The 19534-nt window shown below is 37.5% G+C and carries 20 protein-coding genes; all 20 read left to right on the top strand.

Annotated features, from left to right (window positions below; translation table 11 throughout):
* The first annotated feature begins 2 nt into the window (after positions 1-2).
* The 20 genes from flhA to rseP all read left to right on the top strand — a co-directional run bounded on the left by flhA (position 3) and on the right by rseP (position 19295).
* Entirely contained in the window at positions 3-2036 is a 2034-nt protein-coding gene (gene flhA, locus ACIQYS_RS04165; RefSeq protein WP_402975372.1) for a flagellar biosynthesis protein FlhA, read from the top strand.
* Positions 2033-3148 carry a flagellar biosynthesis GTPase FlhF gene (flhF, locus tag ACIQYS_RS04160; protein ID WP_402975369.1) on the top strand — a complete coding sequence of 372 codons (1116 nt, stop codon included), beginning with the start codon at positions 2033-2035 and terminating at the stop codon, positions 3146-3148. Before flhA ends, flhF begins: the two co-directional genes overlap by 4 nt.
* Entirely contained in the window at positions 3132-3998 is an 867-nt protein-coding gene (locus ACIQYS_RS04155) for a MinD/ParA family protein (RefSeq protein ID WP_402975366.1), read from the top strand. Before flhF ends, ACIQYS_RS04155 begins: the two co-directional genes overlap by 17 nt.
* Positions 3999-4002: 4 nt before the next feature.
* A complete protein-coding gene (locus tag ACIQYS_RS04150; protein ID WP_402975363.1) occupies positions 4003-5109 on the top strand; it encodes a protein-glutamate methylesterase/protein-glutamine glutaminase in 1107 nt (368 codons plus the stop codon).
* A gap of 14 nt (positions 5110-5123) precedes the next feature.
* Entirely contained in the window at positions 5124-7187 is a 2064-nt protein-coding gene (locus ACIQYS_RS04145) for a chemotaxis protein CheW (RefSeq protein WP_402975360.1), read from the top strand.
* Between the two features lie 223 nt (positions 7188-7410).
* Complete coding sequence (locus ACIQYS_RS04140; protein ID WP_402975357.1) at positions 7411-7866, top strand: chemotaxis protein CheW; 456 nt, start codon at positions 7411-7413, stop codon at positions 7864-7866.
* A gap of 3 nt (positions 7867-7869) precedes the next feature.
* The gene (locus ACIQYS_RS04135; protein ID WP_402975354.1) at positions 7870-8499 is read left to right on the top strand and encodes a chemotaxis protein CheC; all 630 of its coding nucleotides are present in this window, start codon (positions 7870-7872) and stop codon (positions 8497-8499) included.
* 1 nt (position 8500) lies between these two features.
* Positions 8501-8998, top strand: coding sequence for a chemotaxis protein CheD (locus tag ACIQYS_RS04130; RefSeq protein ID WP_402975351.1), 498 nt, complete (start codon positions 8501-8503; stop codon positions 8996-8998).
* Between the two features lie 110 nt (positions 8999-9108).
* A complete protein-coding gene (locus ACIQYS_RS04125; protein ID WP_402975348.1) occupies positions 9109-9291 on the top strand; it encodes a hypothetical protein in 183 nt (60 codons plus the stop codon).
* Between the two features lie 94 nt (positions 9292-9385).
* Entirely contained in the window at positions 9386-10159 is a 774-nt protein-coding gene (locus ACIQYS_RS04120; protein ID WP_402975345.1) for a FliA/WhiG family RNA polymerase sigma factor, read from the top strand.
* A gap of 926 nt (positions 10160-11085) precedes the next feature.
* Positions 11086-11388: an RNA polymerase subunit sigma gene (locus tag ACIQYS_RS04115; protein ID WP_402975342.1), complete on the top strand. Its 303-nt coding sequence runs from the start codon at positions 11086-11088 to the stop codon at positions 11386-11388.
* A gap of 9 nt (positions 11389-11397) precedes the next feature.
* Positions 11398-11880, top strand: coding sequence for a DUF6115 domain-containing protein (locus tag ACIQYS_RS04110; RefSeq protein WP_402975339.1), 483 nt, complete (start codon positions 11398-11400; stop codon positions 11878-11880).
* A 151-nt stretch (positions 11881-12031) separates the two neighbouring features.
* A complete protein-coding gene (rpsB, locus tag ACIQYS_RS04105; protein ID WP_402975336.1) occupies positions 12032-12754 on the top strand; it encodes a 30S ribosomal protein S2 in 723 nt (240 codons plus the stop codon).
* 90 nt (positions 12755-12844) lie between these two features.
* On the top strand, positions 12845-13729 hold the full coding sequence (gene tsf / locus ACIQYS_RS04100; protein WP_402975333.1) for a translation elongation factor Ts: 885 nt from the start codon (positions 12845-12847) through the stop codon (positions 13727-13729).
* A gap of 99 nt (positions 13730-13828) precedes the next feature.
* Positions 13829-14554: a UMP kinase gene (gene pyrH, locus ACIQYS_RS04095; RefSeq protein WP_402975330.1), complete on the top strand. Its 726-nt coding sequence runs from the start codon at positions 13829-13831 to the stop codon at positions 14552-14554.
* Positions 14554-15111 (top strand): ribosome recycling factor, encoded by a 558-nt coding sequence (gene frr / locus ACIQYS_RS04090; protein WP_402975327.1) that lies wholly within the window; start codon positions 14554-14556, stop codon positions 15109-15111. Before pyrH ends, frr begins: the two co-directional genes overlap by 1 nt.
* Positions 15112-15254: 143 nt before the next feature.
* Complete coding sequence (locus ACIQYS_RS04085) at positions 15255-16049, top strand: undecaprenyl pyrophosphate synthase (protein WP_402975324.1); 795 nt, start codon at positions 15255-15257, stop codon at positions 16047-16049.
* Entirely contained in the window at positions 16046-16837 is a 792-nt protein-coding gene (locus ACIQYS_RS04080; protein ID WP_402975321.1) for a phosphatidate cytidylyltransferase, read from the top strand. Before ACIQYS_RS04085 ends, ACIQYS_RS04080 begins: the two co-directional genes overlap by 4 nt.
* Positions 16838-16851: 14 nt before the next feature.
* Positions 16852-18000 carry a 1-deoxy-D-xylulose-5-phosphate reductoisomerase gene (gene dxr, locus ACIQYS_RS04075; RefSeq protein ID WP_402975318.1) on the top strand — a complete coding sequence of 383 codons (1149 nt, stop codon included), beginning with the start codon at positions 16852-16854 and terminating at the stop codon, positions 17998-18000.
* Between the two features lie 35 nt (positions 18001-18035).
* On the top strand, positions 18036-19295 hold the full coding sequence (gene rseP / locus ACIQYS_RS04070; RefSeq protein ID WP_402975313.1) for an RIP metalloprotease RseP: 1260 nt from the start codon (positions 18036-18038) through the stop codon (positions 19293-19295).
* Positions 19296-19534 lie beyond the last annotated feature (239 nt).

Below are 19534 nucleotides of genomic sequence, written 5' to 3'. Positions count from 1 at the left end.
ATATGCAGGTCCGCGATATAACTGTATTAGCAGCTGTAATATCTATTGTTGCGATGCTAGTAATACCTCTTCCACACTGGTTATTGAGTTTTTTAATAATCATTAATATTACCATTGCGTTGCTCATTTTAATGACTGCCATGAATATGAAAGAAGCACTTCAATTTTCTGTATTTCCTCCTTTACTATTACTCGTTACTTTGTTCCGACTTGGTCTGAATGTTTCTACTACGAGAGCTATTTTGTCGGAAGGGGACGCGGGTAAAGTTGTTGAAACGTTTGGTACGTTTGTAACAGGTGGTAATATTCTCGTAGGTTTAGTCGTATTTGCCATCCTAGTCATTATTCAATTCATTGTTATTACTAAAGGGGCGGAGCGTGTATCGGAAGTTGCCGCACGTTTTACATTAGATGCAATGCCAGGTAAGCAAATGAGTATCGATGCGGATTTAAATGCAGGAATGATTTCTGAAAAGGAAGCGCGAGAAAGACGTGAAAAGGTTAGTGGAGAGGCAGACTTTTACGGTGCGATGGATGGGGCAACTAAATTCGTAAAAGGGGATGCCATTGCCGGAATTATTATTGTCCTTATTAACTTAGTAGTAGGGATCATTATAGGAGTTGTTCAGTTAGGACTTCCATTTGGAGAAGCAGCTGTTCTGTTTTCTACACTTACTGTAGGGGATGGTTTAGTATCTCAGATTCCTGCACTATTGATTTCGACTGCAACAGGTATCGTTGTGACGAGAGCGGCTTCGGAAGGAAATCTAGGAAGTGATATTACAAGTCAATTGTTTTCGCAGCCTCCGTTGTTATATGTTGCAGCGGCAACAATTGCACTTCTCGGAGTTGTTACACCTATTGGCATATTCATCACATTCCCAATTGCAATTGCGTTGGCAATAGGTGCCTACATGATGTCGAAAAGCAGTAAAGAGGATCCGAATGAAATGGAAGAATTTGAAGAAGAAGTTACTACTGACAACATGAAAAGTCCTGAGAATGTTATCAATCTTCTAAATGTAGACCCAATCGAATTTGAATTTGGTTATGGACTTATACCGTTAGTAGATGCCGCTCAAGGCGGTGACTTGCTCGATCGTGTTGTGATGATTCGTAGGCAGTTAGCACTTGAATTAGGAGTAGTAATTCCAGTCGTCCGTATTCGAGATAATATTCAATTGCAGCCAAACGAATATCGGATAAAAATTAAAGGAAATGAGATGGCAAGAGGCGAACTTTTACTTGATCACTATTTAGCTATGAGCCCAGGTGATGATGATTCCATCGAAGGAATCGATACAATTGAACCTTCTTTTGGATTACCAGCTAAATGGATAACGGAATCCGTAAAAGAAGAAGCCGAAATTCTTGGTTATACAGTCGTAGATCCACCGAGTGTGGTATCTACTCATATGACGGAAATTATTCGAAACAACGCGCATGAACTACTAGGTCGTCAAGAAACGAAACAGCTTATTGACCACATTAGAGAAACATATCCAATCCTTGTAGATGAACTAACGCCTACACCTTTAACGGTCGGAGAAATTCAAAAGGTGTTAGGAAATTTATTGCGTGAGCATGTGTCCATTCGTAACTTGCCAATCATTTTTGAAACACTTGCCGATTATTCAAAAATGACGTCAGATGTCGATGTATTAACTGAGTATACGAGACAATCATTAGCGAAACAAATTACAACGCAATATGTGGGAAATAATCATGTATTAAAAGTATTAACGGTATCAGGTAGAGTAGAAAAATTAATAGCGGATAGCATTCAACAAACAGAACATGGCAATTACTTATCAATCGATCCAAACGATTCACAAGCAATTTTAGAATCAATGGCAAAAGAAATAGAGCGAGCATCTTTAATGGAGCAATCTCCAATTATTTTATGTTCTCCTGCAGTGCGTATGTATTTGCGACAAATGACAGAACGGTATTTCCCTCAAATTCCGATTCTTTCATACAATGAACTAGAATCATCTATTGAGGTACAAAGTGTTGGGGTGGTGAATATAGAGTGAAAATGAAAAAGTATACGGCTAACACAATGCCTGAGGCGATGAAACTAATTCGAAAGGAATTAGGAGAAGAAGCGGTAATTTTAAATTCTAAAGTTGTCTATTCGAAAGGCTTTTTAGGGATGTTTAAAAAGAAATCGATTGAAGTATTAGCAGGTATGGATGCGATAGATAGTCCAGCACCTCCATTAGAAAAACCAATTATTCAACATGTACAAGAAGATACTAGTTCGGTTGCGATAAAAAAGGAATTAGAAGACTTGAAACAAATGGTTAAGTCGATTCGACGTCCACAAACAAATAGGGCCTATCCGGATGAACTAGAAGCTCTTATTCATCATTTGAAGGAGCAAGAATTAGCAGAAGAGCTTATCACATCGATCAGTGATGAGCTTTTCGTGCATATGAAAAAAAACGAGGACCATATTTCAATGGAAACGCAAAAAAAATTAGCGAAAGATTACTTACAATCTCAGCTAGAGGAATTCCAATTTGGCGGTATTTCGTATACGAAGAAATATATTAACGTCCTTGGTCCTACTGGAGTTGGAAAAACGACGACCATTGCTAAAATGGCTGCCCGTGCTGTATTAGAAAAAAAGAAAAAAGTTGGATTTATTACGACGGATACATACCGAATTGCAGCAATTGAACAATTAAAAACGTATGCAGGGTTGTTACAAGCACCGATTGAAATTGTCTATAGCGAACAGGATTTACAACAAGCAATGCACAAATTTGAAGCATTAGATGTAGTATTCATCGATACTGCGGGTCGAAATTATAAAGAAGCAAAATTTGTAGAAGACTTGCAAAATCTAATTGACTTAAAAGAAAATACCGAAACATTTCTTGTATTATCTTCTACATCTAAACAGAAGGATATGGAAGTAATTATTGAACAATTCAGGGATTTTCCGATCGGAAAGTTTATTTTTACAAAAGTAGATGAAACAAATTCTATTGGCTCAATTATTAATTTAATGGTTAAATATAAGAAGGGACTTGCTTACTATACAGATGGTCAAGAAGTCCCGGAGGATATTGAGGAAGCTAGTCTAGATGAATTACTCAACATGCTTTTAAAGGGGATTCGTTATGAGAGATCAAGCTGAAGAGTTACGAATGCGAATGCTTCGAAGTCAACAGAAGCTAGGTCGATCTATTGCTGTTGTCAGTGGAAAAGGTGGCGTTGGGAAAAGTAATTTTTCGATGAATTTTACGACCACTTTAAGTGCAATAGGGAAAAAAGTAGTGCTCATTGACATGGACATTGGTATGGGGAATATTCATATATTGATTGGAAAAACAGTTCCTACCAATTTGAAAGATTATTTAGTCGGAGAAAAAACGATTGAAGAAGTCATGTTCGAAGGACCAAATAATTTACAATACATTTCTGGAGGATCTGGTTTAGCAGGTGTGATGGAGTGGAACGACAAAATGTTCGACCGCCTAATCGAAGCGTTTGAATATTTACAAAAAAATTATGATTACATCGTGTTTGATATGGGAGCTGGTGCAACTAGTCAAACCCTAGAATTACTAGTTTCTGTTGACGACATTATTGTTATCACTACCGCAGAACCGACTTCCATAACAGATGCATATTCTATGATGAAGTATATCCATTTCAAAGATCCCGATAAGCACTTTTTTTTACTTTGCAATCGAGCGTTTTCAGAAGAAGAAGGGGTCGAAACGACATCGAGATTAAAACTTGCGATGTCTAAATTCTTATCAAAAGAAGTTATCGTGCTTGGCTCTTTGCCCGAAGACCCCGTCGTGCGCAAATCTGTGAAGGAACAAGTACCTTTTTCGATCTTATATCCAAATGCCGCTATTACAAAAAAGCTAAAACAAATTGTGCGTAGATTTGCTGACTTTGAGGTACAAGAAACAGATATTCCAAACGAAAGTACATTCATTTCTCGATTAAAAAATCTGTTTTCGAGGAGGTTATGAGCAAATGGTTCTTTTGACAAAAAAGAAATTATTAATTGTTGATGACTCCGCGTTTATGCGTAAGCTAATAGGTGACTTTTTCAAAGAAAGTAATGTAATAGAAGTGGTAGGGATTGCACGGAACGGGAAAGATGCTATCCGAAAAATAAAAGCATTAAAACCAGATGTTGTTACACTAGACGTGGAGATGCCTGAGATGAATGGCTTGGACGCGTTGAAACAAATTATGTCCGAAACACCTGTTGCGGTCGTTATGTTATCTAGTACTACGCAAAGTGGCACCGAAATTACGTTGCAGGCAATGGAGTATGGTGCAGTAGACTTTATCGCTAAGCCAAGTGGAACGATTTCATTAGATTTACATAAGATTAAAGAAGAATTAGTAGCAAAAGTAGAAAATGCTGCGAACATTTCCATTAGTAAACTAAATAACATAACTCCTAAAGTTTCGGTAGCGGCGCCTGACTTGCTAGATAGAAAAACAGAAGTAGGCAAACCTATTCATACAAAGAAAGTGACCAATTGGAGTAAAGCAACGAAGAAAATGGTATTGATCGGCACCTCTACAGGAGGTCCTAGGGCTTTGCAAGAAGTGATTACAAAGTTTCCGAAAGACATGCAAGCTCCGGTGCTCATTGTTCAACATATGCCAGCAGGTTTTACCAAATCTTTAGCTGAAAGACTCAATCAATTAGCTGAGATTGAAGTAAAAGAAGCGGAAAATGGAGATATTATTCGCAATGGTCATGCATATATAGCGCCTGGTGGATACCATATGAAAATCAATAGAATAGGAAGTACATACAGCATTGTTTTAGATAATGAAGAACCCCCTAGAGCAGGACATAGACCCGCTGTGGATGTACTTTTCGAAGATAATAGTCACTATAATGATTTTGATAAAATTGCTGTCATTATGACAGGGATGGGATCAGACGGCTCTATGGGGCTTAAGCAACTGAAGAGAAATGGAAATGTAGTAGCTATCGCTGAGTCGGCTGATTCTTGCATTGTATATGGCATGCCAAAAGCAGCAGTGGAAACGAATTTAGTAAACGAAGTAGTAGAATTAAAAAATATCGCAAAAGCTATCATACAATATTTACCTTAAAGGGGTGTTAATGAATGGATACAAGTCAATATTTAGAAATGTTTATCGAAGAGAGTAAAGAACATTTACAAGCTTGTAATGAACACTTATTAGAATTGGAAAAAAGTCCAGAAGATATTGCCATTGTCAATGAAGTCTTTCGTTCGGCACATACATTAAAAGGTATGTCTGCAACTATGGGTTATGAAGATATTGCAAATTTAACACATAAAATGGAAAACGTACTAGACGAAATAAGAAATAATCGTTTGCAAGTAACACCTGATTTACTAGATGTTGTATTTACAGCAGTAGATCAGTTAGAAGAAATGGTGTTAGATATTGCGGCAGGTGGTAACGGGAAGTTAGATGTAGAGGATACTGTCCAAAAGCTGCATGCAATTGAAACAGGGGAAGACGTACCTGTTGCAGCAACTACTACGGATGAAACTGTTCCTATCATTACTTCCCCAGGGGAGAATTGGTTAACCTATGATGATTATGAATTAACTGTCATTCAACAATCATTAGAGCAGGATTATCATACGTATGAAATTTCTGTAAAATTACGGGAAGATTGCTTATTAAAAGCGGCACGTGTGTATATGGTTTTTGAACTTTTAGAGAAAATGGGAGATGTTATTAAGTCCTCTCCAACAGTAGAAAAATTAGAAGAAGAAGATTTTGATGAAGTTTTCTATATCGCTCTTGTCACCTCTGAACCAAAAGAGGATGTACAAAAGAAATTGATGAAAGTTTCTGAAGTAACGGAAGTAGTTGTACAACCTGTTACGCTAGAGCAACTAAAAACACGCCAACAGGATGATATAAGCAAAGTAGAGAACATCGAGCATGTAGTTGTGCAATCGGACGAAACAATGATACAAACTGTGGAATCGAAGCCTGAGAAAAAGGAAAAATCATCTACGACAAAAAGTAATACATCTACTGGCAGTAAAACAATACGTGTAAACATTGAACGTTTAGATGTTCTCATGAATTTGTTTGAAGAGTTAGTAATTGATCGTGGTCGATTACAGTCCATTTCAGAAGAACTTCGAAACGCTGAATTAGATGAGACGGTAGAACGGATGTCTCGAATTACAGGTGATCTTCAAAATATCATATTAAATATGCGTATGGTGCCTGTGGAAACTGTATTTAACCGATTCCCACGGATGGTAAGACAATTAGCAAGAGATTTAAATAAGAAAATAAACTTAGAAGTTATTGGGGCAGAAACGGAATTAGATCGTACCGTAATTGATGAAATTGGGGATCCACTTGTTCACCTTATTCGTAATTCACTCGATCATGGGATAGAAAGCCCGGAAGTGAGAAAATCAAAAGGTAAACCAGAAGAAGGCACGGTCGTACTACGTGCGTACCATAGCGGAAACCATGTCTTTATCGAAATAGAAGATGATGGAGCCGGGATTAATCGCGAAAAAGTGCTAAAGAAAGCAATATCTAAAGGCATTGTAAGCGAAGAAGTTGCTTTAACATTAACAGATAAACAAGTTGCGGAACTTATTTTATCTTCTGGTTTTTCTACAGCGGATGTCATTTCAGATGTATCTGGACGAGGCGTTGGTTTAGATGTTGTCAAAACGACGATTGAATCGCTCGGAGGAACAATGGATATTTCTTCAACAGAAGGAAAAGGATCTTTATTTTCTATCCAATTACCTTTAACACTATCGATTATTTCCGTTATGTTAGTGGAACTTGGAGAAGAAATTTATGCAATTCCACTTTCCTCCATTATTGAAACAGCTATTATTCGTTCTTCGGACATTTTAAATGCACACAATCAAAAAGTAATTGATTTCCGAGGAAAAGTAGTTCCATTAGTCTTCTTAGAGGATGTGTTTGAAGTACCAAGAGAAAGTACAACAGAAGAATTCCATTCTGTCGTCCTTGTTCGAAAAGGAGACAAATTAGCGGGGCTTGTGGTAGATTCGTTTATCGGTCAACAAGAAGTTGTATTGAAATCGCTAGGGACATACTTATCAAGTGTGTTTGCTATTTCAGGCGCGACCATATTAGGAAATGGAAAAGTAGCATTAATCGTAGATTGTAATGCATTAATAATATAAGCTTTTATCTTCATTCAGCTGTAAAACTCCCACTTCTATAGGTGGTGAGATGAACGCGATTTTGTTTACTGTTCAGTGGGTGTTCAAACACCCGCTGAACGAAGATAAAGCCTCCGGCGGATGTCACAGATTTTGAAAGGAGTCAATCGAGCATGCTCGATTCAAAATCTGGACGCAATTACGCCGAGGCGTAATTGATCTTTTAGGAAGGATGCGAAACTAGATGACAGAAACAGTAGACGTTCAAAATTTAAAAGTAGTCGTTTTTCAATTGGCTGATAAAGAATATGTTATTCCAGTCACACATGTACAAGGAATTGAAAAATTTACGCATATTACGAGAGTTCCTAAAACACCTTCTTATGTAAAAGGAGTAATTAATTTAAGAGGGGTAGTTACACCAATTATTGATTTGAAAAAACGTCTTGGGCTTGGGGAAAGTGATTTGAATGAATCTTCTCGAATCATCATAATTACGTTAGAAGATATGGACGTAGGTGTAATTGTAGATGCTGCAAATGATGTATTAGACATTCCATCAGATTCAATAGAACCACAACCCGAAGTAGTTGGCGGATTAGAAGAAGATTATATAGCTGGTGTCGCTAAACTGGACAGTCGTTTGCTAATATTGCTACATATGAATCTCGTATTGAACCCGATAAAGACAGGTGTTTAATACATGTATGAAAAAAATATTACATCGCTGCATTTAGATGTTCTAAAAGAAATAGGAAATATTGGCGCTGCACATGCAGCGACCGCTCTTTCGACTTTATTAAATAAAAAAATAGATATGAAAGTTCCAAAAGTAGAAATGGTTTCTTTCGATGATATGATGGATTTAGCTGGAGGTCCAGAAAACGTTGTTGCAGGCATTTATCTTCGAATTGAGGGCGATGTGACGGGTAGTATGTTTTTTGTATTACCGGTCGAGCAAGCTAACCGGTTCATCAAAGCGTTAGTGCAAGATAGTAGTTTAGATTTTCAGACCGGGAACGTTTCAGAGTTAGGAGTATCTGCCATGCAAGAATTAGGTAATATTCTTTCCGGATCCTATTTATCTGCATTGTCTGATTTTACGAGTCTTAAAATCTATCCTACGGTGCCTGCATTAAGTGTAGATATGGTTGGAGCTATCGTTAGTTTTGGATTAGTAGAAGTTTCTCATATTAGTGATTATGTTATCGTGATTGATACCGCGATAACGGAGGAAAGTACGCCAGACGGGGAAAGTGTGAATGGGCATTTCTTCTTGCTGCCAGACCCGGATTCATTTAAAGCTATTTTCAGTGCTTTAGGAGTACATTAGGATGGCTGGAGAAGGTCGAGTAGTAAAAGTTGGAATTGCGGATATGAACACAGTAAAAGCCCCGGACACGATACGTACATCTGGTCTCGGATCATGTGTTGGAGTTGTATTGTACGATGAAAGAGCTAAAATCGCCGGATTAGTACATGTAATGCTACCAGATTCTAGTTTAGGTAGGACAGAAACGATTAATATTGCCAAATTCGCGGATACTGGTATTCCTGCTATGATCGAGCAACTCAAATTAGAAGGTGTACAACCTTTTAAATTGCGTGCAAAAATTGCGGGTGGTGCACAAATGTTTCAGTTTACTTCGGGGAAAGACACGATGCGAATTGGACCTCGAAATGTAGAAGCAGTAAAAGAATATTTAAAAAAGTATTCCATACCAATTGTTTCCGAAGATACAGGTGGAAGTAGTGGGAGGACGATTGAATTTAATCCAACTACAAATCTACTAAATATTCGAACGGTAAACCAAGGAGTGAGGGATATTTAATGGTTGGTACAATTCTTTCTAATTTTTGGGTAGCCCTTATTGCTTTCAGTACTTATTTTCTCTCATCATACCCTTTTTTGAATGGAAGGAGTATATTATGGAAGGCAAGTATGTTAGCTTTGCTATTTTACTTATTGACGTTTATCGCTAGGGCAATCATTGCATTCGTCCTGGCTAATCCGGTGAATAGGGAGGAAGAAATAGTGATTACTACGCAAAAAGAAATAGATGCAGTGGAACCTTCTTCTGAGGAGCACGCGAAAATTGTCAAATCTATGTTAAACGAACAATGAAAGGAGGGGATGTCGATGTTTTCGACTCCCCTTTTTGAGTAGAAATTTGCTATAATATACATATTCATAAGATATATTGGAGAGGAGGGTAATAGTGGCAAAAGATAATTCGACAGAGGAACAACTCCTTTGGGAGAAATGGATAGAAAGTAAAGATTCAGAGGCCGGAGATTTACTTATACGAAAGTATACGCCCCTAGTTACCTATCATGTTCAGCGTATTGGCGCAAGCATCCCTAAAAATATATCAAGAGACGAACTGAAAAGCCTAGGTATGATGGGCTTATTTGATGCGCTTAATAAATTTGATTATTCCAGAGAGTTAAAGTTTGATACGTATGCTTCTTTCCGAGTTCGTGGTGCAATTATAGACGGTTTAAGAAAAGAAGATTGGCTTCCAAGATCATCTCGTGAAAAGGCGAAGAGATTAGAAGCTAAAATTGAAGAGCTCGAACAACGATTATTAAGACATGCATCTGCTGAAGAAATAGCAGATTATGTCGAAATGCCGGTGGACGATGTTTATCAAACGGTTCAAGAACATTTTTTTTCCAACGTATTATCCATTGATGAACAGTTACAAGATAACGAAGAAGTAGATTCGAAGTCATTTGTGATCAGAGATGATGCCCAAAAAACTCCGGAGCAGCATATGGTAAAAGAAGAATTACTCCGGGATCTTGCTGGACAAATTCAGCAATTAAATGAAAATGAACAATTAGTTTTGAGTCTATTTTATACAGAAGAGTTAACATTAACAGTAATTGGCGAAATGCTTGGATTATCAACATCCAGAATTTCACAAATTCACTCAAAAGCACTGTTCAAGTTAAGAAAGCTACTTGCAAGTGAAATGATGAATGCTTAAGAAAAAGAGTATTATGTTATCAGTTTCTTCAAATACCATTAGTCTTGCAATCGTATGCTTCACCATTTACGCTTTATAAATATTATCGTATTGCATGTCTGCTGGTCATCCATATTATTCGTTGAGTGAAAAAGATATAGCTAATAGTTTTATGGTTCGGCTCGCTAAGTAGGGATAATGTGCGTAAGAAAGTTACTGCTGGGATTTCCGCTGCAATCAATGGGAATTTCCTGATAATTTGGCATATGCAGTTACCGGGGATTTAGATTTATCAAGTCCACTATGCAATATTTATTAAACCTAATAAGAAAATTTTGTCTCCAATAAGTGGAGCATTTACTAGGACAAAGTTCGTTTCATTCATTGTCATCTCACACTAAGTAAACTTGTTATTTTAAGGATTGGTTGCTTTCACCAGCAATTTGGTTACTCTCTTGCTAATTTGGTTGCTCTCCGAATAGAACTGATTGCTTTCAATAACTGATTGATTGCTATTAGCCATTTACTGGATATTTATACATTGAAATACAAGACCGCATAGATAATAAGTATATCAAAACATAAATTGGCTTGGTTTAGTCGTGTTCAGCAGTCAATTTGTCGCTTTCGAGATGGGCTTCGTCGTGTTTACTGCGTATAAAGTCTCGTTCGACCATTTATTGGATCTTATTTTCAGGAAACACTACAAAAGACTGAATTTAGAGCAGTGACGCTGATTAGCTAATAATTTATGGATTGGAGCGGAAGGGCGGCGACTCCAACCGGATGAGTGAGACAGATGAGCCATAGCAGGCGAACGCGTAAGCGTCGGCGATGGCTCATCGCTCACCCGGCGGAAAGCGTCCGCCCTGTAGCGGAAATCCAAGTGGTATCACTATTGAGCTACTTTATTTTTAATGTCTTAATTCGTAGAAGGAGGCAGTCCGATGAGTTTGAAAGGCGTGGAGCTCCAAATTGCTATTCCGAAAACATTCGATGCGGGAAAAGTCGCAGAGCAACTGCAGCAACAAAGCTCGGTAAACCAAGCGAATGCACAAGCAGCTTCTGAGAGACAACTAGAAAAAAATAGAGAATCAGTATTAGAATCGAATAACACAACCGAAGCGGATCTAGACAATAAAGAAAACGAACAAGCAGAGCAAGAACGAAAAAAACGGGAAAAACAAGAACAAAAAATAAGAGATGCAAAACATCCCTTTAAAGGGAATTTTGTGGATCTTAGCGGATAGGAGCAGGTAATGACGTCCATTATTCTAGTCATATTATCTTTACTGCAATTAATCAGTTTTTACTTCATTGCTTTACTACACGCAAAACTAACTAAATTTAATAATATGGAGTATAAACAAGAGCAATTATTAGCGGAAATTGAAGACTCATTCAGTGCATATATTGCCGAGATCAAAGATGAAAATGATCGTCTTTTGCAAGAATTAAATAATGCGAATCATGTTGTAGCAGCAACTGTAGAACATGTAGAGAAGAAAGAAAGTGAAAAAGAAGTAAGTCCGCTTTTGGAAATACCTAAAACATTTGTATCCAAACAACTTGCAGCAAATAGTTATATAAAAACAGCATCCATAACAGAAAAAAAGGAACCTGTTACGATAAAAGAAAAAGTTTTTTTCTATGCTGATGAAGGAAAAAGTATTGATGAAATTGCAAAAATACTACAAATCGGTAAAACAGAAGTGGAGCTTTTCTTAAAGTTTAAGCATTAAAATAGTTGAAAGTATGTAATATGTATGGTATATTACAATACGGTATGAATACACACGCAGTTCGGATGGATTTAGCAGGTGCTCTATTTATAGAGTAGCTAAAGAAAAATGATGACTGCGGAAGACTAAACCAAACCAGGAGGAAATAATCATGTCAGTAATCTCAATGAAACAATTACTTGAAGCTGGTGTACACTTTGGACACCAAACTCGCCGTTGGAACCCAAAAATGAAAAAGTACATTTTTGTTGAACGTAACGGTATCTACATCATCGATCTTCAAAAAACGGTGAAAAAATTAGAAGAAGCTTACGATTTCATGCGTCAAGTTGGTCAAGACGGTGGAAAAGTTCTATTCGTTGGAACTAAAAAACAAGCGCAAGAAGCTATTAAAGAAGAAGCTGAACGTTCAGGTAACTACTACATCAACCAACGTTGGTTAGGTGGTACTTTAACAAACTTCGGTACTATTCAAAAACGTGTAGCTCGTCTAAAAGCGATTGAAAAAATGGAAGAAGACGGTACATTCGCTGTACTTCCTAAAAAAGAAGTAGTTCAACTTAAAAAAGAACACGAACGTCTTGTTAAATTCTTAGGCGGTATCCGTGATATGAAAGCTATTCCAGACGTAATGTTCGTTGTTGACCCACGCAAAGAGCGCATCGCTGTTGCGGAAGCACGCAAATTGAACATTCCATTAGTAGGAATTGTTGATACAAACTGTGATCCAGATGAAATCGACTATGTAATTCCTGCAAATGACGACGCAATTCGTGCAGTTAAATTATTAACAGCTAAAATGGCGGATGCATTACTTGAAGCTAGACAAGGTGAAGACGAAGAAGTAACTCCAGCTGAAGTTGCTGCTGAGTAAGACACATGTAATGAACAGGTGATAAGCGGCCAAACCACTTATCACCTTTTTTTGAGAAGATGAATTTATTCGTACTAGGAGGAATTTAAAATGGCAGTTACAGCACAAATGGTAAAAGAATTGCGTGAAAAAACTGGCGCAGGTATGATGGATTGTAAAAAAGCTTTAGTTCAAACAGACGGTAATTTAGAAGCAGCAATCGACTTTTTACGTGAAAAAGGTCTTTCTTCTGCAGCTAAAAAAGCAGATCGTGTCGCAGCTGAAGGTACTACTTTTATCCAAATCGAAGGAAACAAAGCAGTACTTTTAGAAATGAATGCAGAAACAGATTTCGTTGCAAAAAACGAAGCTTTCCAACAATTAGTTCAACAAGTTGCTTCTCATTTATTAGCGACTGAGCCAGCTACAGTAGAAGAAGCTTTAGCATCTACAATCGAAGAAGGCGTGACAGTAGAAAACGCTATTTCTAACGCAGTTGCTAAAATCGGAGAAAAAATTACACTTCGCCGTTTTGTAGTAGAAACAAAAACGGATGCAGATGCATTCGGTCCTTACCTACACATGGGTGGACGCATTGGTGTTCTAACTGTTCTTGAAGGTTCAACTGACGAGCAAGCAGCTAAAGACGTTGCAATGCACATTGCAGCACTTAACCCTGCATACATTTCTCGTGACGAAGTATCTGCTGATGAAGTAGAGCACGAGCGTAAAGTATTAACAGAACAAGCATTAAACGAAGGCAAACCTGAAAATATCGTAGCGAAAATGGTAGAAGGTCGCCTTGGCAAATATTTCGAAGAAGTTTGCTTATTAGATCAATCTTTCGTTAAAAACCCAGATCAAAAAGTAGGCGTATTTGTTGAATCAACTGGTGGTAAACTAGTTTCATTCACTCGCTATGCTGTTGGTGAAGGTATTGAAAAACGTGAAGATAACTTCGCAGAAGAAGTAATGAGCCAAGTAAAAGGTAACTAATTAGAAAAGCGAAATGTATGTTTCGCTAAATAGACAAAAACTCTAGGGAACACGCAATTAGTGTTCCCTATTTTTCAAGAAAAGAGATGGAGGATACCTATGAGCACACCACAATACAAAAGAATCGTTTTAAAATTGAGTGGCGAAGCATTAGCTGGAGAGCAAGGTTTCGGACTATCACCTGAAATTATCAAGTCTGTAGCAGAGCAAGTCAAAGAAGTAGTGGAATTAGGTGTCGAAGTTGCCGTTGTAGTAGGTGGGGGTAACATTTGGCGAGGAAAAGTAGGAAGCGAAATGGGTATGGATCGTGCAACTGCAGATTATATGGGTATGCTTGCTACGGTTATGAATTCACTTGCACTACAAGATTCACTTGAAAAATGCGGGATTGAGACTCGTGTTCAAACTTCCATCGAAATGCGTCAAGTTGCAGAGCCATACATACGAAGACGAGCAATTCGTCATTTAGAAAAAAAACGAGTAGTTATTTTTGCAGCTGGAACAGGGAATCCTTACTTCTCAACGGATACGACTGCCGCTTTGAGAGCAGCGGAAATAGAAGCGGATGTTATTTTAATGGCTAAAAATAATGTAGACGGTGTATATTCTGCAGATCCTAAGACGGATACTACAGCTATTAAATACGATGAGTTATCATTTATCGAAGTAATCCAACAGGGCTTACAAGTGATGGATTCTACTGCATCTACATTATGTATGGACAATGATATTGCACTTATTGTATTCTCAGTTATGGAAAGTGGAAATATTAAAAAGGCTGTACTTGGGGAAACGATTGGTACAGTCGTTAGGAGGAATTCATAATGCCGAAACAAGTAATTGAGCAAACGAAAGATAAAATGGCAAAAACGATTCAAGTTTACACAAGAGAACTTGCGTCAATCCGAGCTGGTCGTGCAAATGCATCTTTGCTCGACAAAATTTCGATTGATTACTATGGTGCACCAACACCGATTAATCAAATGGCAGGTATTTCGACTCCAGAAGCTCGATTAATCACCATCCAACCTTATGACAAATCAGTACTTGGAGAGATTGAAAAGGCAATTTTAAAGTCGGATATAGGTATTACACCTACTAATGACGGATCGGTAATTCGTCTAGCGATTCCTGCTCTTACGGAAGAACGTCGTAAAGAATTAGTGAAAACAGTGAAAAAAGAAGCAGAAGATGCAAAAGTTAATATTCGTAATGTTCGCCGCGATGGGAACGAGGAACTTAAGAAGTTGGAAAAATCTGGTGACATCACGGAAGATGACTTAAGAAACTACACAGATGAAATTCAAAAACTAACGGATTCAAATATTGATAAAATCGATGCAATTACGAAAGATAAAGAAAAAGAAATCTTGGAAGTGTAACTTAATCTAGTAATGATTCCAGATGACTATTTGAACTTTTTGTTTGGAAAAGGCGTCCTTTTAGTGGGACGCCTTTTTATATTGCGATATATTTGATATGATAGGTCATATATGTTCCTAGTTAGTAAGGTGGGGGTTTCAGTATGTTAAAAAAACTTATCCGTAAAAATGAAAAATCGATAAGTATTCCTTTAAAGAAACGAAAAGAAAATGCCCAACAAGAACAATTGCCGGGCCATATTGCGATTATTATGGACGGAAATGGTAGATGGGCTAATAAGCGAGCGCTACCCCGCATAGCTGGTCATCACGAGGGCATGAAGACTGTAAAGAAAATAACTAAGTTTGCGAATGAAGTTGGTATAAAAGTGTTAACTTTATACGCATTCTCAACGGAAAATTGGAAAAGACCTAAACTCGAAGTGGAATTTTTAATGCGCTTGCCTGAGGAATTTTTAGGCACGTATTTACCGGAACTAATTGAGCAAAATGTACAAGTACAAATGATGGGAAATATCGAATTATTGCCCGAACATACAAAAAGAGCTGTTAAAAAAGCAATGGATCAAACTGCAACGAATGATGGGCTAATTTTAAACTTTGCTTTAAATTATGGGAGCAGAGATGAAATTGTTCAAGCGGTCAGCCAAATTGTTCGCGATGTACAAGAAGGAAATGTTGCGGTTGAAGAGATTTCAGAGGAACTATTAAGCAATCACTTAATGACGAAGTATTTAAGTGATCCAGATTTACTTATTCGTACGAGTGGAGAAGTACGTTTAAGTAATTTTATGCTTTGGCAGCTTGCTTATACAGAATTTTGGTTTACAGACACTTTATGGCCAGATTTTGATGAATCGTGTTTAATGGATGCGATTGAAAATTATCAAAAACGAAATAGGAGATATGGTGGATTGAAGGAGGGAGAAGGGAATTGAAGGTACGTATCATTACGGCTGTTATTGCGGCAGCACTTTTTCTTCCTATTGTTTTGCTAGGTGGACCTATTTTTACTGTACTTATATACATAATGGCTGCAATAGGAGTGTATGAGTTGTTGCGGATGAAAGATTTACCATTATTTTCATTTGCAGGAGTTATCTCTTTGCTTTTATTATTTATACTGTTAATGCCATCATCCATTGCGGATTATGTATTGGCACTAACAGGTCATTCAAAATTGGAATTGGTTTATGTAGTTGTTTTTCTGCTGCTTATTTATACGGTACTAGTGAAGAATCGTTTTACATTCGACGATGCAGCATTTATGTTGTTAGGTACTTTGTACGTAGGAATCGGATTTTACTATTTCATCGAGACCAGAGATGCAGGATTAACCTATTTAATATTTGCACTAATAGTTGTTTGGGCAACAGATTCAGGTGCTTATTTTACAGGTAGGAAAGTTGGAAAGCGCAAATTATGGCCAGAAATCTCACCAAATAAAACGGTAGAAGGTTTTCTCGGAGGTATAATATGGGCATTAGTAGCAGCATTTATTATTCACTTAATAAGCCCACTTACGACCTCTTACTTCATATTAATAGGAATTACGATCGCTGCATCTATTTTTGGACAGCTAGGTGATTTGGTAGAGTCTGCGATTAAAAGGCATTATAATGTAAAAGATTCAGGTAAGATTTTACCTGGCCATGGCGGTATATTAGATCGCTTTGACAGCCTTCTTTTCGTCTTGCCGTTATTACATTTTTTACATTTCATCTAAGGAGACATAATTTCATGCAGAAGAGAATAAGTTTATTAGGAGCTACTGGTTCTATAGGGATTCAAACATTAGATATTATTAGAGAGCATCCAGCGTATTTTCAGTTGGTTGCATTTTCGGTCGGAAAAAACATAGCAGAAACGAGAAAAATTTTGCGTGAGTTTTCTGTGCCATTAGTTTCCGTTAAATCGGAAGTGGATGCACGACAATTACAACAAGAATTTCCACATGTTGAATTCGTATACGGGGATAAAGGATTAGTACAAGTTGCTGCTCATACAAATGCAGATGTATTAGTTAATGCAGTACTCGGAAGTGTTGGGTTGAATCCGACGCTCGAGGCGATAAAAAAAGGAATAACGATTGCCATCGCCAATAAAGAAACACTTGTTACAGCTGGTTATCTTGTAATGCAAGCTGCAAAAGAAAATAATGTGCCAATTTTACCTGTAGATAGTGAACATTCTGCTCTTTTTCAAGCGATGAATGGAGAAAAGAAATCAGAGATCGCAAAGTTAATCATAACTGCTTCTGGCGGTAGTTTCCGAGATCGTACGAGAGAAGAGCTACAAAATGTGACAGTAAAAGATGCTTTAAATCATCCTAACTGGTCTATGGGGTCTAAGATTACGATTGATTCGGCAACAATGATGAATAAAGGATTAGAAGTAATTGAAGCACGTGTTCTTTTTGATATATCGTACGATGATATAGAAGTGTTGTTACATAGAGAAAGTATTATTCATTCTATGGTTGAATTTGAAGATACGAGTGTTATCGCTCAACTTGGAACTCCAGATATGAGAGTTCCGATTCAATATGCCTTGTCTTATCCAAATAGACTTCCACGTCCACAAGCGAAGCGACTAAGTTTGGCGGAAATTGGCCAATTACATTTTGAAGAAATGGATTATAAGCGTTATCATGCGTTAAAGCTCGCAGTTGATGCAGGACGAGCAGGTGGCACGATGACGACTGTTTTAAATGCAGCAAATGAAGCAGCGGTGGCTTTGTTTTTACAAGAGAAAATTGGCTTTTTAACAATTGATGAACTAATCGAGCGAGCAATGGATGCACATGTGAACATTTCAAGTCCAGATTTAGAAACAATCTTACATGTAGACGCTGAAACAAGAAAAACCGTACAAAACATGATAAAATAATGCAAGACAAGCTGGAATAATGAAGGTGGGATATAATGGAAACAGCCATTGCGTTTATAATAATTTTTGGAAGTATTGTATTTTTCCATGAGCTAGGGCATTTTATTTTTGCAAAAAAAGCGGGAATAATGGTGCGAGAGTTTGCGATTGGGATGGGTCCAAAAATTTTTGCTATGACGAAAGGTGAAACACTTTATACGATTCGTCTATTACCTATAGGTGGGTATGTGCGGATGGCAGGAGAAGATATGGACTCTATCGAACTTCAACCTGGGTACCGCCTAGGTATTCGAGTGAACGAGTCGAATGAGATCGAACAAATCGTCCTCAATCAAAATAAGCAATTCCCGGATCTACTTTTTTTAGAGGTAGAGAAATCGGATTTGATGAAGGAAATGTTCATCGAAGGATATGACGAAGAGGAACGATTAGTTAGATATAAAGTAGCTAGAAATGCCTCGATCAATGAGAATGGTAAAGAAACGTTCATTGCCCCATATGATCGTCAATTCGGTTCCAAAACAGTAGGACAAAGATCAATGGCTATTTTTGCAGGTCCACTTTTTAACTTTATATTAGCGTTTTTCATTTTTTTATTGCTTGGTTTATTTCAAGGGGTACCAACATACGAACCTGTTATTACAACCGTAGTTGCAGATAGTCCTGCAGCACAAGCTGGGATGAAAGATGGAGATTTAGTAACGGCAATTAATGGAACTCCAATTTCTACGTGGGATAAGTTTTCGGAAGAAGTAAAAGTAAGTCCAAATGAGAATATGAACTTCACAATTGATCGAAATGGCGAAACATTAGAATTAGCTGTTAAGCCCAATGAAGTTGTGGTAGGCAAAGAAAAAGTTGGACAAATTGGTGTTCAGTATATTAGCCCATTAGAAAAAAATCCAGTGAAGGCCGTAGCATATGGTGCTGTGCAAACATATGACACGACTGTACGAATCTTTACATTGTTAGGTACTTTAATTGCGGGTAATTTCTCCATAGATGATTTATCAGGTCCGGTTGGAATTTATAAAGCGACAGAAGAAGTTGCGCAATACGGCGTGTTTAATTTAATGTATTGGGCAGCATTGCTAAGTATTAACTTAGGAATTATGAACTTGTTGCCATTACCTGCATTAGATGGTGGGAGATTATTATTTTTCTTATTCGAAGCAATTCGAGGAAAGCCAGTAGATAAGCAAAAAGAAGGAATGGTTCACTTTGTTGGAATTATGCTTCTAATGGTTTTAATGGTCGTCGTCACTTGGAACGATATACAACGGTTTTTCTTTTAAGAAAAACTGGAAGAAGGGAAAGTTCGCACCAATGAACTTTCCTTTCTTTTTTCAGTTAAAGGTTAACTTGACTCAGCAAATAATAACTGCTGAGTCAAGTTAAGCCTCTGGCGGATGTTACAGATTTTGAAGGGAGTATTAGAAAGATGTTAGCCTAAAATCGTCGCATCCATGCGACAACGGCTAACTGACCTGCATCACGCAGGCCTAAGCGCAATTCAAAATGTGGACACAATTAT

It is taken from the genome of Psychrobacillus sp. NPDC096426, assembly GCF_044762745.1.
Lineage (GTDB): Bacteria > Bacillota > Bacilli > Bacillales_A > Planococcaceae > Psychrobacillus.
Note: the sequence above shows the minus strand (reverse complement) of the source record. Positions and strands in the feature narration are given on the sequence as shown.